Here is an 18766-nt window from a genome sequence, read left to right as displayed (position 1 = left end):
TGACCAAAACCTGGGAGAGAGACTTTGAAAGCTCATTTATTAAGCGCACTGACCTTGGCGCTGCTGGCCGGCGCCACGGGCGCCCATGCCGAGGATGGCGCCGCGCCGGCGCGGCAGGCAACGGCCGCCATCCGCGCCTCCGGCATTGCCGTCGCCAACATGGATACGTCGGTACGGGCGCAGGATGATTTCTTCGGCAATCTGAACGGCAAATGGCTGGCCAACACGGCCATCCCGGCCGACAAGGCCAGCTGGGGCGCGTTCGAGAAACTGGACGACGACACCAAGCCGCAGCTGCGCGCCATCATCGAAGCGGCCGCCGCCGACCCGAACCGGACGGCCGGCTCGGACGCCCAGCGCATCGGCGACTTCTACGCCAGCTACATGGACGAGGCCAGGCTGGACCAGCTGGGCCTGACCCCGCTGCGCGGCGAACTGGACCGCGTGGCCGCCCTGCGCGGCAAGCAGGACATGCCCGCCCTGATCGCCCGCTTCAACCGGCTCGGCTTCACGGCGCCGTACGGCTATGGCATCCACCAGGACAACAAGGATTCGACCCGCTACGTGGCCGACCTGTACCAGGACGGCCTGGGCCTGCCCGACCGCGATTACTACCTGAAGCCGCACGACGCCAAGCTGGCCGCCACCCTGGCCAAGTACCGGCAGCACGTGGCCCGCATGCTGGCGCTGGCCGGCCAAACCGAGGCGGCCGCGGAGGCGGATGCGCGCGCCATCGTGGCGCTGGAAACGGCGATGGCGAAGATCCAGTGGACCAAGGTCGAGCTGCGCGACCCCGTCAAGGCCTACAACAAGGTGGCGCTGGACCAGCTGCCGACCTTGCTGCCCGGCTACGACTGGACCAGCTATCTGCAGCAGACTGGCCTGGCCGGCAAGGTCGATTACGTCATCGTCAGCCAGCCCAGCTACCTGAAAGGCATGCGCCAGTTGCTGGAGCAGACGCCGCTGGCCACGTGGCAGGCTTATTTCCGCTGGCAGGTGATCCACGCCAACGCGCCCTATCTGTCGCAGGCGTTCGCTGCCGAAAACTTCGACTTCTACGGCAAGGTGCTGAGCGACGTGAAAGAGCAGCAGCCGCGCTGGAAGCGGGCCGTCAACGCCACCGACAGCGCGCTGGGCGAGAGCCTGGGCAAGCTGTACGTGGCCCAGCACTTCCCGCCCGAGCGCAAGGCGCGCATGGAACAGCTGGTGGCCAACCTGCTGGCCGCCTACAAGCAAAGCATCGCCACCCTGGACTGGATGAGCCCGGCCACCAAGGAACAGGCCCAGGCCAAGCTGGCCAAGTTCACCACCAAGATCGGCTACCCCAACAAATGGCGTGACTACGCCAGCCTGGTGGTGAGCCGTGACGACCTGGTGGGTAACGTGCTGCGCGCCAACGAGTTCGCCTACGCACGCCAGCTGGCCAAGCTGGGCCAGCCCATCGACCGCGAAGAGTGGGGCATGACGCCGCAGACGGTGAACGCCTACTACAACCCGGAAATGAACGAGATCGTGTTCCCGGCCGCCATCCTGCAGCCGCCGTTCTTCGACGCCGACGCGGACGACGCCGTCAACTACGGCGCCATCGGCGCCGTGATCGGCCACGAGATCAGCCACGGCTTCGACGACCAGGGCGCCCAGTATGACGGCGACGGCAACCTGCGCGACTGGTGGACGGCCGCCGACCACAAGCAGTTCGCCGCCAAGAGCAAGATGCTGGTCAAGCAGTACAGCGCGTTCAGCCCCGTCAAGGGCTACCATGTGAACGGCGAGCTGACGCTGGGCGAGAACATCGCCGACAACTCCGGCATCGCCATCGCCTACAAGGCTTACCAGATCGCCCTGGGCGGCCAGCCGGCGCCCGTGATCGACGGCCTGACGGGCGACCAGCGCTTCTACATGGGCTTTGGCCAGGTCTGGCGCAGCAAGATCCGCGAAGCCCAGCAGATCGTCTACCTGAAGAGCGACCCGCACTCACCGGACCGCTTCCGCGCCAACGGCACGGTGCGCAACCAGGCGCCGTTCTATGCCGCGTTCGGCGTCAAGCCGGGCGACAAGATGTATTTGCCGCCCAAGCAGCGTGTGAGCATGTGGTAATTGCACCTGCCCCCGGACGTGGCCTTATGATAAAGTCAATGATGGGCCAAAAGTCCAGGGGCGATCTTTTTCGTTACAAACAATGAGGATATTTCTGTGAAACGTTATCTGTTGAGTGCATTAACCCTGAGCCTGATCGCAGGCTACGCCGGTGCCGCCGACAACGCCAAGAGCATGACCGCGGCCACCGCCAAGGTCGCCAGCGGCAAGCTGTCGTCGGGCATAGCCACCGAATTTATCGAATCGTCCGTGCGCGCGCAGGACGACTTCTTCACCCACCTGAACGGCAAGTGGCTGGCCACGACCGAGATCCCGGCCGACAAGTCGAGCTGGGGCACGTTCGCCAAGCTGCGCGACGACATCCAGCCGCAGCTGCGCGCCATCATCGAGAACGCCGCCAACGCCAAGGGCAAGGTGGCCGGTTCCGACGCCCAGCGCATCGGCGACTTCTACGCCAGCTTCATGGATGAAGCGAAGATCGAACAGCTGGGCCTGACCCCGCTCAACGCCGAGCTGGCCAAAGTGGCCGCCCTGAGCGACAAGCAGCAGATCCCGGCCCTGGTCGCCCACTTCAACCAGCTGGGCTTTGGCGCCCCGCTGACGTTCGGCATCCACCAGGACAACAAGGATTCGACCAAATACGTGGCCGACATCCAGCAAGCCGGCCTGGGCTTGCCAGACCGCGACTACTACCTGAAGCTGGACGACGCCAAGATGGCCGACACGCTGGCCAAGTACGAGCAGCACGTGACCAGGATGCTGACCCTGACGGGCGACGCCAACGCGGCCGCCAACGCCAAGGCCATCGTCGCGCTGGAAACGGCGCTGGCCAAGGTGCAGTGGACCAAGGTCGAACTGCGCGACCCCGTCAAGGGCTACAACAAGGTGGAACTGGCCAAGCTGAGTGGCCTGGCCTCCGGCTTCGACTGGACCACCTGGCTCAACGAAACCGGCATCGCCGGCAAGACCGGCTACGTGATCGTGGGCCAGCCCAGTTACGTGCAAGGCTTTAACGACGTGCTGGCCAGCACCCCGCTGGCAACGTGGAAAGCCTACTTCCAGTGGCAGCTGGTGCATGCCAACGCGCCTTACCTGACCAAGGCCTACGTGGACGAGAACTTCGCCTTCTACGGCACCGTGCTGAGCGGCGTGACGGAAATGCGTCCCCGCTGGAAGCGCGGCGTGAGCGTGACTGAAGGCGCGCTGGGCGAAACCGTCGGCAAGCTGTACGTGGAGCAGTACTTCCCGGCCGAGCGCAAGGCGCGCATGGAAGAGCTGGTCAAGAACCTGCTGGCCACCTACAAGACCAGCATCGACAAGCTGGACTGGATGAGCCCCACCACCAAGAAGCAGGCGCAAGCCAAGCTGGCCAAGTTCACCACCAAGATCGGCTACCCGAACCACTGGCGCGATTACTCCAAGCTGACCGTGGCGGGCGACGACCTGGTGGGCAACGTGCTGCGCTCGAACAAGTTCGACTACGACAAGGAACTGAACAAGCTGGGCAAGCCGATCGACCGCGAAGAGTGGGGCATGACGCCGCAGACGGTGAATGCCTACTACAACCCGGAAATGAACGAGATCGTGTTCCCGGCCTCCATCCTGCAGCCGCCGTTCTTTGACGCCAACGCGGACGACGCCGTCAACTACGGCGCCATCGGCGGCGTGATCGGCCACGAAATCAGCCACGGCTTCGACGACCAGGGCGCCCAGTACGACGGCGACGGCAACCTGCGCGACTGGTGGACGGCGGCCGACCACAAGAACTTCGCGGCCAAGACCAAGATGCTGGTGGACCAGTACAGCCAGTTCAGCCCGCTGCCCGGCTACCACGTCAACGGCGAGCTGACCCTGGGCGAGAACATTGCCGACAACTCCGGCGTGGCGATCGCGTACAAGGCTTACAAGCTGTCGCTGCACGGCAAGCCAGCGCCCGTGATCGATGGCCTGACGGGCGACCAGCGCTTCTTCATGGGCTTCGCCCAGGTGTGGCGCATGAAGATGCGTGAACCGCAGCAGATCGTCCAGATCAAGACCGACCCGCACTCGCCGGGCCAGTTCCGCGCCAACGGCACCATGCGCAACCAGCCCGGCTTCTACAGCGCCTTCGGCGTGAAGAAGGGCGACAAGATGTACCTGGCGCCGAAAGACCGCGTGATCATGTGGTAATGGCCTCCTGAGGCAAAACGAAGGGCCGCGCGAGCGGCCCTTTTTTCATCGTGCCGCGGGCCATGTCGCAACCGTCGCCGCGGTCCGCCAGGCGAAAAAAAAACCGCTCGTGTGACGGAGCGGTCTTGATGGAAGCGCCGGACTGGCCGGCGCCGCAAGCGTATTAATTACTGTGCCGAGGCGGCCGAAGCGGCGGCGGCGGCAGGAGCGGCAGGCTCCTTGAACTTGGCGCCGGAGGCGTTGGCCATGTGGACCACGGCACGTGCCACTTCCACGTCGTCCAGGTCGGGATTGCCGCCCTTGGCCGGCATGGCGCGGATACCTTCGACGGCATGCTTGAGCAGCGTGTCGTAGCCCTGGGCGATGCGGGGGCCCCAGGCGCCGGCGTCGCCGAACTTGGGCGAACCGGCCGCGCCGGAAGCGTGGCAGGCCGCGCAGACGGCCATGTAGACGGCGTCGCCGGCTTGCAGCTGCTTGGGCGCGTTGACATCTTTCAGGGTGAAGCCTTCATCGGCGACGGGACGGACACGGGTAGCAACGGCTTCGGGCGACTGGCTGTCGGAACCACGGCCGGTCAGCTTGTCGGTGGTCACATACTGCACCAGCAGGATGATGCCGAAAATGGTCACTGCAAAAAAGCCGATCACGGCAGCAACGAGCTGCTTAGGTGTTCTGATGGCGGATTCGTGTTCGTTGTGTGCGTCGCTCATGATTTCCTTTTACAATGTTTCGAAGCTGGTTGGCCGTGCGAAGTATTGTCCTTTGCATGCAGCAATGCAAACCCTCGCCAAACGGGCGATTATAGACTCAAAAACTGCCCCATGGAATCGAAATGCTGCCTAAAACGACACTTTCCATGGACGGGCGCGGAGAAAAACGGTATCCTTCGTGTCGATTCAGACAATCCCCCAAGCGGCTGTAGCTCAGTGGATAGAGTATTGGCCTCCGAAGCCAAGGGTCGTGGGTTCGATCCCCGCCAGCCGCACCAGAATTCCCTTTGAAATCAATGCGCTCTGTACCTGGACGCGTTACCGTGCCCGAACTATGGGCGCGCCGCGTTTCACCGATAAGCTCCCATTGCCTCCCAGCAGGGTGTTTCACCATACCGGTCGTTGTGCAGTAGTAGACCGATTATTCGTTGTCCACGGTCATGCCCACCCCCGGTTTCAGGTGTTGAGCCAATTCTCAACTCGCAAGCCGGAATAGGCCACAAAATCACGCTCGTTATTGGTAACCAAGGACACATCCAGCGATATCGCGTGCGATGCAATCAGCTTGTCGAGTTGGTCGCTCTTACGCTCCCGCGTCGCTTGACGGATGGGGCCATACGACAGCGCCGCCGCCACATCGTAGGGAGCAACCGGAATATCCTCAATCAGCGCCGCCAGGTTGCGCCTGTCGCGCTCGCTGTTCTGCGACACCGCCACCCCATACTGCAGCTCCGCGTAGGTAATGGCGGACATCACGACATCCCCCACATAACATTGGGCAAACCGTCGCGCGACCTGCTCCGGCTGGTTCTTCATCAGGTAGATGCACATATTGGTGTCCAGCATGTACAGCGCCATTACAAAGGCTCCCGTTCGCTCTGCTCCTGGTCGCCACGTCCCTCCGCCATGAAATCCGCCCCGAAACGGGCGAATTTCTGCATGACTCCAGCCAGGGGGCGGCGGGCCGGACGAATCCGGATCTCGTCGCCGACCCGCTCGATTTCCAGCTCGATGTCGGTCCTGTCATAGGCGATCTCGGCCGGAATCCGCACCGCTTGCGAGTTCCCGTTCTTAAATACGCGTGTCGTTTGCATCATGTTCGCCTTCGGATGTACTTGTGTGTACTGTACCACTTTTTTCTCTTCTCGGCACGCCCCCTATTTCCGCGTGTAGGCCGCCAGCTCCCAGATATCCCGGTTGTACACCCGCCCCTGCCAATCCGTATCCTGGTATTCCAGCTTGACGAAGTTGTTGACGGCCGGGGCGAACCACAGCGTCTCGTTGAGCTGTCCGCTGCCGCCGTTCGAGCCCACTTCCTCACCGTGGTAATAGCCGACCACCTCGACCTTCAGCGCGTCGAATTCGCCGGCCTGCACCTTGATCTTTTCCCAGCCCAGTGCCTTGCCCTTGATGCGGTAGCGCCAGCGCTTGCCCGCTGCCGGGTTTTCGCCCGTGGCGTCGCTGCTCCACTCCTTGCCCGGCTCCAGCGGGAAGGCGTAGCGCCCGAACGCGGGGTTGAAGTGCATGCGGCCGCGGTCGATCGGATTGAGCTCCCGGCTGAAGCGCTGCTTGCTCACCAGCGCGCCGCTGGCGGCGCGCTTGATGTCGACCTGAATGCCGCTGTCGTCGACGGCCGTCACTTCCATCCGGTTCAGGTTACCCTGCGCATGCTTCCAGACGTCGGTGTACTGGTAGGTCCAACTGTCGCCAACGGCCACCTGGGGCGCGGCGACGGGCGCGTGCTCGTCCGCTGCCGCCGCGGTCAAGCCGCTGAGCGTCAGGCAAAGCCCCAGCGCTGCGCCGGCTATCTGATGTTTCATGATGATCTCCTTGCTGGTGGGGGCAGGTCAGCGGGCGCCGAAGAAGGCGGCGGAACTGGTGCGGGCCTGATTCAGGCCGGCAATGAGCAGCTGGCGTTTGCCGTTGTTGAGCATGAAGTCGATACCGATGCCGGCCAGCGTCTGCCCGGGCAGAAGGCAGGGCGCGGGGCCGAACGTCATGGCGACGTCGAACACGTTCTTGCCGGAACCGCGCGGCGAGAAAGTGCCGCTGAACGAGCAGGCGCCCGACGTGGCCGTAAATGCGCCCGATGCGGCGATGTTGAATGTGTTGGCGTAGCCCCGCAGCGAGGTCATGTTCCACGCGCCGGCGATGTCGGCCAGACTGGCGGGCGTGTTGTAGTCATAGACGGAACTGACGACGGTGGTGCCGCTGAAGTTGACGGTGTTGCTGCCCTCCGTCAGCGTCCCGTTCAGGTTGCCGTTGGCTGCGTAGGTGGCGCTGAGCGATCCGCTCAGCAGCTGGCCGTCGACGGTCGCGTCCTTGACGTCCGTCGCCGTCAGATTGCCGCCGCTGGCGTGCCCGTTCCCTTGCAGGAAGCCATTGACGGTGAATACGCCGGCTACCGTGCCGCCGTAGAGCGTGTAGAACTGGTCATTTTCCAGTATCAGCGTGTTGTGTGTGCCGCCATTGGAGAACGCGCCCTCGTAGATCCCTTGCGGACTGGCGACGGTGGTCGTGGCCGCCACCGTGGTGCTGCCGCCGCCGCCGCCGCAGCCCTCCATCGCCGCCAGCAATAAGATTGGGAGTGTCGAAACAATGGGCTTGCTGATCTTCATGCTGCCTCCACACGTGATTGCATCGGGGAGTCGATTATAACTTTGAAATTATCAAAAAAATATCAATTTCATTTTATGAAAGTGGCCTTTTTCTTATTGTTTACCGCTCCAGCTCGATGGCACTGGCGCCGGCGCCAGTGCGCGCCAGACCGGCGCTAGCCGAGCAGGGAGGCCACCACGGCGCCCAGCTGGCGCGCCAGCGGCACGATGTCCTCGACCGTGGTGGCGGCATACGACAGCACCAGGCCGCTGCGCCGGCTGCCGAGGCAATAGCCCGACAGCGGCATGACGCTGATGCCGGCGTCGGCCGCCGCCTGGGCCACGGCCTGGTCGTCCACCGCGTCGGGCAGGCGCAACGTGCAGTGCACGCCCACGTCCTCGCCCGCGAAGCCGACGGCGCCCGATGCGAACCAGGGCGCCAGCGCCGCCTGGAGCGTATCGGTGAGCACCTGGCGCCGCTCGGCGTACACCAGGCGGGTGCGGCGCAAATGGCTGTCGTAATGGCCTTCGCGGATGAAGGCGGCCAGCACGGCCTGGCCCACTTGCTCGCCTTCGCGGTACAGGTCGGCCGAGGCGTGGGCGAAGTCCCGGGCCAGCGCCGGCGGCACCACGAAATAGGCCAGCCGGATGCCGACGAACAGCGTCTTGCTGAAGGTGCCCAGGTAGATCACGCGGTGGTGGCTGTCGAGGCCCTGCAGCGATTGCAGCGGGGCCGCGCCGAAGCGGTATTCGCTGTCGTAGTCGTCTTCCAGCAGCACGCTGTCGTGGCGGCGGGCGAACTCCAGCCACTGCTGCCGGCGCTGCAGCGGCATCACGCCGCCCAGCGGGAACTGGTGCGACGGCGTCAGGTACACCAGGCGCGGCGGCGTGTCGCTGCCGTCCGGGCAGGGCATGCCCTGGTCGTCCACGTCGATCGGGCGCAGGCGCAGGCCGTTACCGTCGAATACCTTGCTGGCGGCCCAGTGGCCGGGATTTTCAAACCATACTTCGTCGCCCGTATCGGCCAGCAGGCGCGCGATCAGGTCCAGCGACTGGCTGGTGCCGTCGGTGATGATGACCTGTTCCGCCTCGCAGCGCACCCCGCGCGACACCCGCAGGTGTTCGGCGATGGCCTGGCGCAGCGCGGGCAGGCCGCCCGGTTCGCCCTCCACCAGCGAGGAAGCCTCGGCCTGCTTCCAGTGCCGTTGCTGCAGCTGGTTCCAGATCTTGAGCGGGAACAGCGTCAGGTCGTGCACCCCGGGACAGAACGGGCGCTTGATGTAGTAGCGGTTCAGTGGATGGGATACGATGCCCCGGCCGCGCGCGGAAAACGACGGCCCGTCCGGCGTGGCCGCCTCCTGCCGCGCGCCCGTCACCACGTCCGGTTCGACCCGGCACACATAGGTGCCCGAACCGTGGCCGATGACGACAAAGCCTTCGTCCTGCAGCGTCTCGTAGATGCTGACGACGGTATTGCGGGCGATGCCCAGCTCCGCCGCCAGCATGCGGGTGGAAGGCAGTTGCACGGCGGCCGGCAGCGTGCCGTCCAGGATGGCGTTCCGGATCAGGCGGATGATCAGGTGCTTGCGCGACAGGGCCGGCCAGGCAGCCTGCCCGCCCGGCAGCTGCTGGTTCAGCCATTCATGCAGCGGCAGGGAGAACATCGGGGCTGGCGTTATTCGATACGGCGTTGGGCATGGCGGGAGGCGGTGTCGGTTGCGTTGTCAGCAGCCAGCGTGACGCCGGCGGGGCCATCCTGTCAAGTGCGGCGCAGTTGAACCGGGCCGTAACTGGTCCAGGCGAACGGGGGCCGAGTGGTTCTTGTGCGCCGCAGCGGGCCATCCTATGCTGGCGCTGTCGTGCATCGATTCTCCTTCCACCAGCCCAGAAAGCCCGCCGTGTCAGCCTATCCCGTCATTGCCGTAGCCGATCCCTTCCCCGCGTCGCACACCGGGCAGACCGAACACGAGGCGCTGCGCCTGTGCCAGTTACGCGACATCCGCACGGTCGAATGCGCGCTGTCGGACCTGGCGTCTGTGGCACGAGGCAAGATCCAGACTACGGCCGAATTCTCCGCCCAGCGTGGCACGCGGCTGCCTTCCATCATCTTCGGCACCACCGTGGTGGGCGGCGAGCCGCGCTCCGTGTACGAGAACCTGATCCCCGCTACCTATCCGGACGTGGCCCTCAAGCCGGACTGGTCGACCTTCGCGCCCGACCCGCTGATCGCCCAGCGCGCCACGGTCCTGTGCGACGTCAGCGGCAGTTTTGTCACGCCCAAGGGTGTGCAGGTGGAGGCGGCCTCGCTGTCGCCGCGCAGCATCCTCAAGCGCGTTCTGCAGCGGCTGGCGGCGCGCGGCCTGGCGGCGCAGGTGGCGCCGGAGCTGGAATTCTTCCTGGTCGCCATCCCCGGCGCGCGCCAGGGCATGGACCTGCCACCGGCGGCCAGCCCCTTCCATCCTGGCGTACGGGAAAGCTTCATCGACATTTTTTCGCTGGAGCGCACGTCGGCCTTCGATCCCTTCTTCTCCACCCTGTTTGCGGCCTGCCGCGCGCAGCACATTCCCGTTACCGGTTTCTCGCACGAGGCGGCCGCGTCCCAGTACGAAGTCAACTTCGCGCCCGCCGCGCCGCTGGCGCAGGCCGACGCCGTGTTCCGCTTCAAGCGCCTGGCGCGCGACGTGGCCCTGCGCTACGGCTTTGCCGCCACCTTCCTGGCCAAGCCCTACACGGAAGGCCCGGGGTCGGGCATGCACTGGCACATGAGCATGCAGCAGAAGGACAGCGGCCGCAATGTGTTCAGCGGCGCCGATGGCGAAGCGTCACCGGAACTGCTGGCGTTTGTGGCCGGCATGCAGCGCCACGCGCTGGCCACGACGGCGCTGATCGCGCCCTACCAGAATTCCTACCTGCGCTTCCAGAAGCACGAGGCCGCGCCGGCCGCCGCCAGCTGGGGCCAGGATGACCGTTCGGTGGCGTTCCGCATTCCCGTGTCGGACGCGGCCAACCGCCGCATCGAGAACCGCCTGCCGGGCGCCGACGCCAATCCCTATCTGCTGCTGGCGTCCATGATCGCGGCGGGGCTGGACGGCATGGAGCGCCAGCTGGCACCCGCGTCCGAACCAGACCAGCTGCCGCTGTCGCTGGACGCGGCCCTGCAGGCCTTCTGCCAGGACGACTGGACGCGCGAGCTGTTCGGCCCCCAGTTCGTCGACACCTACGATGCGCTCAAGCGCCACGAGCTGGCGCAGCGCGAGCAAGCGCCGTCCGGGCTGGAGTGGGACATCGCCAATCTGCTGCACCACGCCTGAGCCGGATACGCCGTCGGTGCCGCGCCAGCCGCGCGGCACTTCCCTTGATATTGGCTCACTTGTGCCAGAACCCCGCATGCGACAGGCGCGCCTCGTCTTCGCGCATGGGGCCGATCACTTCGGTAGGTCGCTGGCCGCGCGCGAACACTTCGCGGCAGGGCAGCGACAGGGTGGGGTTTTCCGGGTCGCTGCCCGTCAGTTCCAGCAGGCTCGCTTCCGACATGGCGTACACCACCCGTCCCACGCCGCTCCAGTAGGTGCCGCCGGCGCACATGGCGCACGGCTCCGCATTGGAATAGAGCGTGGCGCCGGCCAGTTGGGCCGGGCTGTAGCGCGACGAAGCCTGGCGCAGCGCGTTCATTTCCGCGTGGGCCGTGCGGTCGCTGCTGGAGGCGTTCATCGCCTCGGCAATGACGGTGCCGTCGGCGCCCACCACCATGGCGGCGAACGGATGGTGGCCTTCGTCGCGCGAGCGTTGGGCCAGGGCCAACACTTGGGTCAGGAATTGCTGGTCTTGCGGGGTGGCTGTGCTCATGCGTTCTCCTCGATGCGGTGATGGGGGATGGTGACGCGGCCGCGCGTTGCGGCGCGGGGCCGTATCGCGGCTGGAGCCGGCGGGACGGGCTGGCCGCCCCGTCGGTTGCAACTGGCTGCTGCCTGCATGTTATGCCAACCATGCGGACAGTGACATACGGTATAAACGATATATACCGTATGCTCAGGCCATTACTTCGGAATGCTGCCTTCTACGCCTTGCACGTAGAAGTTCATCGACATCAGGTCCTTGAACGGCATGACGGCACCGGCTGCCACCTTGATGGCGCCCGACTGGTCCTTGATCGGACCCTGGAACGGCGTGAACTTGCCACTGGCCATCAGGGCTTTCTTTTCCTCGAAGGCCTTGGCCGCGTCAGGCTTGACGGCGGCATTCAGGGGCGACATCTTGATCATGCCTTCCTTCAGGCCACCGTGGACGTCGGTCGGCTTCCAGGTGCCAGCGATCACGGCCTTGGCCGTGTCGATGTAGTAGCCGCCCCAGCTGTTGACGGACGCCGTCAGGTGCGCCTTCGGTGCGAACTTGACCATGTCCGAATCCCAGCCAAAGGCATAGATGCCCTTTTCCTGGGCCGCCTGCAGCGTGGCCGGCGAGTCCGTGTTCTGGGTCAGCACGTCGGCGCCCTGGGCGATCATGGTTTCGGCGGCCTGGCGTTCCTTGGCCGGGTCGTACCACGAACTGACCCAGATCACCTTGGTCTTGACGGCCGGGTTCACGCTCTGCGCGCCCAGGGTGAAGGCGTTGATGTTGCGTATCACTTCCGGAATCGGGAACGAGGCCACCATGCCCAGGATGTTGGACTTGGTCATTTTGCCCGCCACCACACCCAGCAGGTAGGCGCCCTCGTAGGTCTTGGTTTCGTAGGTGCCCAGGTTCTTGCCCGTCTTGAAGCCGGTGGCGTGTTCGAACACGACGTTGGGGTAGGCCTTGGCCACTTTTTCCGTCGGATTCATGAAGCCGAACGAGGTGGTGAAGATCAGCTTGTTGCCGTCGGCGGCCAGCTTGCGGATCACGCGCTCGGCGTCCGCGCCTTCGGGCACGTTTTCCACATAGGTGGTCTTGACCTTGTCGCCCAGTTCCTTTTCCAAGGCCAGGCGGCCCTGTTCGTGGGCGTAGGTCCAGCCGGCGTCGCCGACCGGGCCTACATAGACAAAGCCGACCTTGAGCGGTTCGGCCGCCTGCGCGGGCGCGGCGGCGGCCAGGCCCAGGGTGGCCGCCAGGGAGGCATAGGCCAGCAGAGTACGACGTTTCATCATGACGTTTCCTGTTCTAGAGTGGGAGCGGCGGGATCAGAAATGGTATTCGGCGCGTATCATCGGGGTCTTGGCCGTGGCGCCCGGATTGTTGTGGTCCGAGTTGCCGAACTTGTTCTTCCAGTACTGGTACTCGACGCCGACCTTGAACACGTTCTTGCCCGAACCGATGGCCGCGCCCACGTCGTACATGATCTGCATGTCGATGTTGGTTTCCGTGGCCGTGTCGCCGCCGAATTCGTCCTTGCCCTTGGTGCCGATGAAGTTGGCGAAACCTTCGAACGACAGCGGGATGCCGGCGCCGATCGGGATGCCCCAGGCGGCCGTCAGCATGGGGTGGGTCTTGTAGCGGTAGCGGTCGACGGCCGTGTTGCTGTAACCGTTGTAGGGCGCGTTGCTTTCCCACAGGGCCAGCAGGCTGACGTTGAGGAAGCCGGGCACGTCGAACATCAGGGTGGGGCCGGCCACCAGCATGCGCTTCTTGGAGTTGTAGCCGGCGTCGGTCTTGCTGTTGAAGTCAAAGCCGGCCGTCACGCCCATGCCGCGCACGGGGCCGAAAGCGTAGTTGTTGCCGGTGACCTTGCCCAGGTCCAGCGTGTGGCGGTACAGGGCGTACGCTTCGTGCGCGCCGCTCTTGGCGCCCACCGACGACGGGTCCTTGTCGTCCGACATCAGGAAGTCCACGCTGAAGAAGTTGGTGCCGTATTTGTAGCCGCTCACGCCGCTCAGGTTGACGATGCTCTTGGCGATGTCCTGGTTGTTGAACGGCTCGGCGAACTTGGTGCCGTAGCGGTAGCTGAGCGAGGTGTCGCTCCAGTCGGCGGCGTGGGCGGCGGTGCAGGCGCAGCCGGCGAGCAGGGCGAGGATGGCGCTACGTTTGAATGGATGTGGCTTCATGCAGACTCCTGGGACAGGTTAACGAAAATCGGACGGCAAGGGTGATACCGGTTTGCTGCGGTTTGAATCCAATCACTGTCAACAATTGGATTCAATTCTTGATTCAGTGCTCTAGCAAATAGTAGGCCAGAGTCTCGTCCAAATGAAACAAATGCTGCATTTCGTCATGCCGATTGTGGTTTTTACGCCATCCGGCACCAGCCGGCAGGGCGCACTACGACTGGCTTCCCGCCTTGCCAGCGGGCGCCGGATGCACCACGGACGGGCTGCCGCCGGCAAAACGCCCAGTGCTGGTGCGCGCCTTCACTATTTGTATGCAATTAGCCTCAGAAACCGGACAACGCTTCGGCCAGGTTGATCTTGCGTTCCGGCTCGCCCAGGCGCAGCCGGCCTTCGATTTCCATCAGGTGGTGTTCGATCAGGGCCGTCGCCTCGGCCACCTTGCGCTGTTCGATCAGGGACATCAGGTCCTGGTGCTCGTCGTTCTCGCACATGGCCGCGCCCGGGCTTTCATACAGGGCGATGATGAGCGAGCAGCGCGATACCAGCTCCGACATGAAGCGCAGCAGCACCTGGTTGCCGGCCAGTTCGGCCAGCAGGATGTGGAATTCGCCGCCCAGCCGTATCCAGCCGGCGCGGTCGCCCGTGCGGCGGGCCTGGTCTTCCGCTTCCAGCGCAGCGCGGATCTGCTGCAGCGAGGCGGGGGTGGCGTTGCGGATCACGAGCGGCACGATTTCCCGTTCCACGGCGCGGCGCGCGGCGAAGATGTCGCGCGCCTCCTCCGGCGTGGGCGAGGCGATCACGGCGCCGCGGTTGGGGCGCAGTTCGATGATGTGGTCGTGCGCCAGCCGCTGCAGCGCCTTGCGCACGGTGGTGCGGCTGACCTGGTACAGCTCGCAGAAGTCCGCCTCGCCCAGGTGGGTGCCGGGCGGCAGGCGGTGGCTCATGACGGCATTGACGACGGCGCGGTAGATGCGCAGGTCGACGGCCGTGGTGCCGCGCTTGAGGCGGGCGGCGGGGGCGGCTGGCGCAGCCGGTTCGGCCGTGCTGCCGGCTTTGCGCTTGCCGGATGGGCGCGGCGCAGGGGTGAGGCTGCTCATGTTTCATTCTCCTGAAGCGATCGCGGGCCTGGCCCGGCACAGTATGTCTGCGACATGTAAAGCAGGATTCGTGCTCACATTGTGTACGAAAGCGGGGCCGATTTGGTGGCTTGTGGATACAATTTTGCACGTTTGTGGTGAAACTGCACGGTTTATTTAGTGCGTTTTTGCCCACAGCGTGCGCAAAAAAAGTGCGTGAAATCATGCGCGAGAGCGTATGCTTTCCATCAGCGCACGCATATCCCGGCCACCGGGCGGTGGCACGGACCTTGCGTAGTTCGATCGAGATGCTCATTGCATTTGTATACAACGCCCGATGATGGAGGTCCCGCCCGATGAACGACACCGCCGCCCCGGCCACGCCGCCGCGCACTGAACCGCGCCTGCAGCTGCGGGGCATTTCCAAGATTTACCCGTCCGTCATCGCCAACGCGGAGGTGGACCTGACCGTGATGCCGGGCGAGATACATGCCGTGCTGGGCGAGAACGGCGCCGGCAAGAGCACGCTGATGAAGATCATCTACGGCGTGACCCGGCCCGACGCGGGCCAGATCCAGTGGGAAGGCAAGGAGGTGGCCATCCACTCGCCGCACGATGCGCGCAAGCTGGGCATCGGCATGGTGTTCCAGCACTTCGCCCTGTTTGAAACGCTGACCGTGGCGCAGAACATTTCGCTGGCGCTGGACGAGAAGGTGTCGCCGGAACAGCTGGCGCCCCGCATCCGCGCCGTGTCGGAACAATACGGCTTGCCGCTGGACCCGGAACGGCTGGTGCACAGCATGTCCGTGGGCGAGCGCCAGCGGGTGGAAATCGTGCGCTGCCTGCTGCAGTCGCCGCGCCTGCTGATCATGGACGAACCGACTTCCGTGCTCACGCCGGACGCCGTGCTCAAGCTGTTCGAATCGCTGCGCCGGCTGGCCGCCGAAGGCTTGAGCATCCTCTACATCAGCCACAAGCTCGACGAGATCCAGTCCCTGTGCGACAAGGCCACCGTGCTGCGCGCCGGGCGCGTGTCCGGCACCGCCAACCCCAGGGAAGAAAGCGCCCGTTCGCTGGCCGAGCTGATGATAGGCCACGAGTTGCCCACCTGCCGCCACCTGCCGCGCGCGCCGGGCGAAGTGCGGCTGGCCATCGAACACCTGAGCGTGGACAGCGACGACCCGTTCGGCACCAAATTGAAAGACATCTGCCTGGAACTGCGCAGCGGTGAGATCGTCGGCATCGCCGGCATTTCCGGCAACGGCCAGCAGGAGCTGCTGAAAGCCATTTCCGGCGAGCGCTTGCTGGCGCAGGGCGACGCCATCCGCATGAACGGCCAGCCCGTGGGCCGGCTCAACGCGGCCCAGCGCCGCCAGCTGGGACTGGGCTTTGTGCCGGAAGAGCGCCTCGGGCGGGGCGCCGCGCCGGCCCTGTCGCTGGCCGACAATGCGCTGCTGACCGGCTATATCCCGGCCGGCGGGGCCGGCATGGTCAAGCGCGGCCTGATCCAGTTCGGCGCCGTGCGCGCTTTTGCCCGCAACGTGATCGAGCGGTTCCAGGTCAAGTGCGGCGGCACCGCTTCGGCCGCCGCCAGCCTGTCGGGCGGCAACCTGCAGAAATTTATCGTCGGACGCGAAATCACGCTCGCCCCCAAGGTGGTGGTGTTCGCCCAGCCCACCTGGGGTGTGGACATCGGCGCGGCCATGCTGATCCGCCAGGCCATCATCGACATGCGCGACCAGGGCGCGGCCGTGCTGGTGCTGTCGGAGGAGCTCGACGAGCTGTTCCAGATGAGCGACCGGCTGGCCGTGCTGTCCCACGGCCGCCTGTCGCGCGCCGTGCCGGCCGCCTCCACCACCATCCACCAGATCGGCGTGTGGATGAGCGGCGACTTCGATCATGTCGACCCGCCCGCCGACCAACCCGCACCAGGAGCTGCCCACCATGTCACGGCTTGAACTACGTCCCGAACCCTCGCGCGCCATGATGCTGGCCTCGCCGCTGATCGCGGCGCTGGCCATGCTGATCACGGGCTCCGTGCTGTTCTCCTTCCTGGGGCAGGACCCGCTGCACGCCTTCTTCGTTTATTTCATCAAGCCGGCCACCACGCTGTACGGCGTCGGCGAACTGCTGCTCAAGGCCACGCCGCTGATTTTGTGCGGCATCGGCCTGGCGATCGGCTTTCGCGCCAACGTGGCCAACATCGGCGCCGACGGCCAGCTGACGGTGGGCGCCATCGCGGCCGGTTCCGTGGCCCTGTACTTCGATGACGTGCAGGCCGGCTGGCTGCTGCCGCTGATGGTGGTGGCCGGCGCGCTGGGCGGCATGGCCTGGGCCGCCATCCCGGCGCTGCTGCGCACCCGCTTCAACACCAGCGAAATCCTGGTCAGCCTGATGCTGGTGTACGTGGCCTATCTGCTGCTGAGCTACCTGGTGCACGGTCCCCTGCGCGACCCGGCCGGCTTCAACTTCCCCCAATCGAAGATGTTCCAGGATGCGGCCCTGCTGCCGCTGCTGGTGGAAGGCTTGCGCGTGAACGCGGCCTTCCCCCTGTCGCTGCTGATCGCGGCCGGCGCCTGGTTTTTCTGCGCCCGCACCTTCGCCGGCTACCGCATGCAGGTCAGCGGCATGGCGCCGGCCGCCGCCGCCTACGCCGGCTTCAGCGAACCGCGCAACGTATGGGTGGCCTTCATGATCAGCGGCGCGCTGGCCGGCATCGCCGGCGTGGGCGAAGTGGCGGGCCCGCTGGGCCAGCTGCAGCCGTCCGTGTCGCCCGGCTACGGCTTCGCCGCCATCATCGTGGCCTATGTGGGCCGGCTCCATCCGCTGGGCGTGCTGCTGTCGGCGCTGCTGATGTCGCTGCTCTACATCGGCGGCGAGACGGCCCAGATCGAAATGCAGCTGCCGTCGGCCATCACGGGCCTGTTCCAGGGGCTGCTGCTGTTCTACCTGCTGGCGGCCGACCTGTTCATCCATTACCGCTTCAAGCCGCGCAAGCGGGTCGTGCCCCATGTGGCCGCCGCCGCGCCCACCCCACAAGGAGAAACAGCCTGATGAATACCGACCTGTTGATCGCCTTCCTGGCCAGCACGGCCGGCGCCGCCACGCCGCTGATCCTCGCTTCCATGGGCGAACTGGTGACGGAACGCTCCGGCGTGCTCAACCTCGGCCTCGAGGGCATGATGCTGGTGGGCGCCGTGACCGGCTTCGCCGTCACCCTGACCACGGGCAGCATGACGCTGGGCCTGCTCGGCGCGATGGTCGCCGGCATGGCGCTGGCGCTGGTGTTCGGCTTCCTCGTGCTCACGCTGCAAACCAACCAGGTAGCCACGGGCCTGGCCCTGACCCTGTTCGGGGTGGGGCTGTCGGCCTTCATGGGCCGCGGCTTCGTGGGCCAGACCATAGAACCCCTGCCGCACCTGCACTTTCCCGTGCTGTCGGAACTGCCGTTCATCGGGCCACTGCTGTTCCGCTTCGACATCATGGTGTACGGTTCCGTGGTGCTGGTGGCGGTGGTGGGCTGGATGCTGGCCCGCACCCGCCTGGGGCTGCAGATCCGCGCCGTGGGCGAGTCGCCCGACAGCGCCCACGCCATCGGCTTCCCCGTGATCGGACTCCGCTACGGCACCGTGCTGTTCGGCGGCGCCATGGCCGGCCTGGGCGGGGCCTATATGTCGATGGCGCTGACGCCCATGTGGGTCGAGGGCATGACGGCGGGCCGGGGCTGGATCGCGCTGGCCCAGGTGGTGTTCGCCACGTGGAAGCCGCGCGGCGTGCTGGTGGGCGCCTACCTGTTCGGCGGGGTCACGGTGCTGCAGTTCCACGGCCAGGGCATGGGCATTTCCGTGCCTTCCGAGTTCCTGGCCATGCTGCCCTACCTGGCCACCATCGTGGTGCTGGTAATCATTTGCCGCAATCCGCAGACCATCCTGCTCAACAAGCCCATGTCGCTGGGCCAGAACTTCCGCGCCGACTGAGCCGGTGTGGCCGGCGTGCGACGCCGGCCATGCGCGCCATCAAGGCCCGCCCACGTGGCGGGCGTTGTTTTCCTGCGCCGCAACAATTGGAGATATTGTTGCGATTAGTACCGACTATAC

The 18766-nt window shown here is 65.4% G+C and carries 16 protein-coding genes and 1 tRNA gene; 7 read left to right on the top strand and 10 right to left on the bottom strand.

Annotated elements, in window-relative coordinates; translation table 11 throughout:
* Positions 1 to 24: 24 nt before the first annotated feature.
* Both AC3WOS_RS02845 and AC3WOS_RS02840 read left to right on the top strand, forming a co-directional pair.
* Positions 25 to 2097, top strand: a complete 2073-nt coding sequence (locus AC3WOS_RS02845) for a M13 family metallopeptidase (protein ID WP_492714319.1) — start codon at positions 25 to 27, stop codon at positions 2095 to 2097.
* 96 nt (positions 2098 to 2193) lie between these two features.
* Positions 2194 to 4266 (top strand): M13 family metallopeptidase, encoded by a 2073-nt coding sequence (locus AC3WOS_RS02840; RefSeq protein ID WP_492714318.1) that lies wholly within the window; start codon positions 2194 to 2196, stop codon positions 4264 to 4266.
* Between the two features lie 167 nt (positions 4267 to 4433).
* Here the strand turns inward: AC3WOS_RS02840 and AC3WOS_RS02835 are convergent, their stop codons facing one another.
* Positions 4434 to 4976, bottom strand: coding sequence for a c-type cytochrome (locus tag AC3WOS_RS02835; RefSeq protein ID WP_492714317.1), 543 nt, complete (start codon positions 4974 to 4976; stop codon positions 4434 to 4436).
* A 202-nt stretch (positions 4977 to 5178) separates the two neighbouring features.
* Here AC3WOS_RS02835 and AC3WOS_RS02830 point away from each other — a divergent pair.
* Positions 5179 to 5254, top strand: a tRNA-Arg gene (locus AC3WOS_RS02830).
* 178 nt (positions 5255 to 5432) lie between these two features.
* Here the strand turns inward: AC3WOS_RS02830 and AC3WOS_RS02825 are convergent.
* The 5 genes from AC3WOS_RS02825 to pdxR form a co-directional block, all read right to left on the bottom strand.
* Positions 5433 to 5834 (bottom strand): type II toxin-antitoxin system VapC family toxin, encoded by a 402-nt coding sequence (locus AC3WOS_RS02825; RefSeq protein ID WP_492714316.1) that lies wholly within the window; start codon positions 5832 to 5834, stop codon positions 5433 to 5435.
* Entirely contained in the window at positions 5834 to 6070 is a 237-nt protein-coding gene (vapB, locus tag AC3WOS_RS02820; protein ID WP_492714517.1) for a type II toxin-antitoxin system VapB family antitoxin, read from the bottom strand. Before vapB ends, AC3WOS_RS02825 begins: the two co-directional genes overlap by 1 nt.
* A gap of 63 nt (positions 6071 to 6133) precedes the next feature.
* A complete protein-coding gene (locus AC3WOS_RS02815; protein ID WP_492714315.1) occupies positions 6134 to 6796 on the bottom strand; it encodes a hypothetical protein in 663 nt (220 codons plus the stop codon).
* Positions 6797 to 6823: 27 nt separating this feature from the next.
* On the bottom strand, positions 6824 to 7594 hold the full coding sequence (locus AC3WOS_RS02810; protein WP_492714314.1) for a hypothetical protein: 771 nt from the start codon (positions 7592 to 7594) through the stop codon (positions 6824 to 6826).
* 155 nt (positions 7595 to 7749) lie between these two features.
* The gene (pdxR, locus tag AC3WOS_RS02805; RefSeq protein WP_492714313.1) at positions 7750 to 9237 is read right to left on the bottom strand and encodes a MocR-like pyridoxine biosynthesis transcription factor PdxR; all 1488 of its coding nucleotides are present in this window, start codon (positions 9235 to 9237) and stop codon (positions 7750 to 7752) included.
* Between the two features lie 234 nt (positions 9238 to 9471).
* Between pdxR and AC3WOS_RS02800 the strand changes: the two genes are divergently transcribed.
* Positions 9472 to 10884, top strand: coding sequence for a glutamine synthetase family protein (locus tag AC3WOS_RS02800; RefSeq protein ID WP_492714311.1), 1413 nt, complete (start codon positions 9472 to 9474; stop codon positions 10882 to 10884).
* Between the two features lie 55 nt (positions 10885 to 10939).
* On the opposite strand, the gene AC3WOS_RS02795 is transcribed toward AC3WOS_RS02800, so the two are convergent.
* From AC3WOS_RS02795 to AC3WOS_RS02780, 4 genes are all read right to left on the bottom strand, one after another.
* On the bottom strand, positions 10940 to 11419 hold the full coding sequence (locus tag AC3WOS_RS02795; RefSeq protein ID WP_492714310.1) for a nucleoside deaminase: 480 nt from the start codon (positions 11417 to 11419) through the stop codon (positions 10940 to 10942).
* A 191-nt stretch (positions 11420 to 11610) separates the two neighbouring features.
* Positions 11611 to 12696: a BMP family ABC transporter substrate-binding protein gene (locus tag AC3WOS_RS02790; RefSeq protein ID WP_492714309.1), complete on the bottom strand. Its 1086-nt coding sequence runs from the start codon at positions 12694 to 12696 to the stop codon at positions 11611 to 11613.
* 33 nt (positions 12697 to 12729) lie between these two features.
* Positions 12730 to 13590 (bottom strand): outer envelope protein, encoded by an 861-nt coding sequence (locus tag AC3WOS_RS02785; protein WP_492714308.1) that lies wholly within the window; start codon positions 13588 to 13590, stop codon positions 12730 to 12732.
* A 326-nt stretch (positions 13591 to 13916) separates the two neighbouring features.
* Complete coding sequence (locus tag AC3WOS_RS02780; RefSeq protein ID WP_492714307.1) at positions 13917 to 14690, bottom strand: GntR family transcriptional regulator; 774 nt, start codon at positions 14688 to 14690, stop codon at positions 13917 to 13919.
* A 335-nt stretch (positions 14691 to 15025) separates the two neighbouring features.
* On the opposite strand from AC3WOS_RS02780, the gene AC3WOS_RS02775 reads away from it, so the two are divergent.
* Genes AC3WOS_RS02775 through AC3WOS_RS02765 form a run of 3 tightly spaced genes read left to right on the top strand, consistent with a single transcriptional unit; the run spans position 15026 to position 18646 of the window.
* On the top strand, positions 15026 to 16627 hold the full coding sequence (locus AC3WOS_RS02775; protein WP_492714306.1) for an ABC transporter ATP-binding protein: 1602 nt from the start codon (positions 15026 to 15028) through the stop codon (positions 16625 to 16627).
* Entirely contained in the window at positions 16614 to 17723 is a 1110-nt protein-coding gene (locus AC3WOS_RS02770; RefSeq protein ID WP_492714305.1) for an ABC transporter permease, read from the top strand. The genes AC3WOS_RS02775 and AC3WOS_RS02770 overlap by 14 nt, the downstream gene beginning before the upstream one ends.
* On the top strand, positions 17723 to 18646 hold the full coding sequence (locus tag AC3WOS_RS02765) for an ABC transporter permease (protein WP_492714304.1): 924 nt from the start codon (positions 17723 to 17725) through the stop codon (positions 18644 to 18646). The genes AC3WOS_RS02770 and AC3WOS_RS02765 overlap by 1 nt, the downstream gene beginning before the upstream one ends.
* Positions 18647 to 18766: the final 120 nt, after the last annotated feature.

The sequence above is a fragment of the Rugamonas sp. FW305-51 genome, assembly GCF_058786935.1.
The sequence above is the reverse complement of the archived record's forward strand: the minus strand, read 5'-3'. Positions and strand labels throughout refer to the sequence as shown.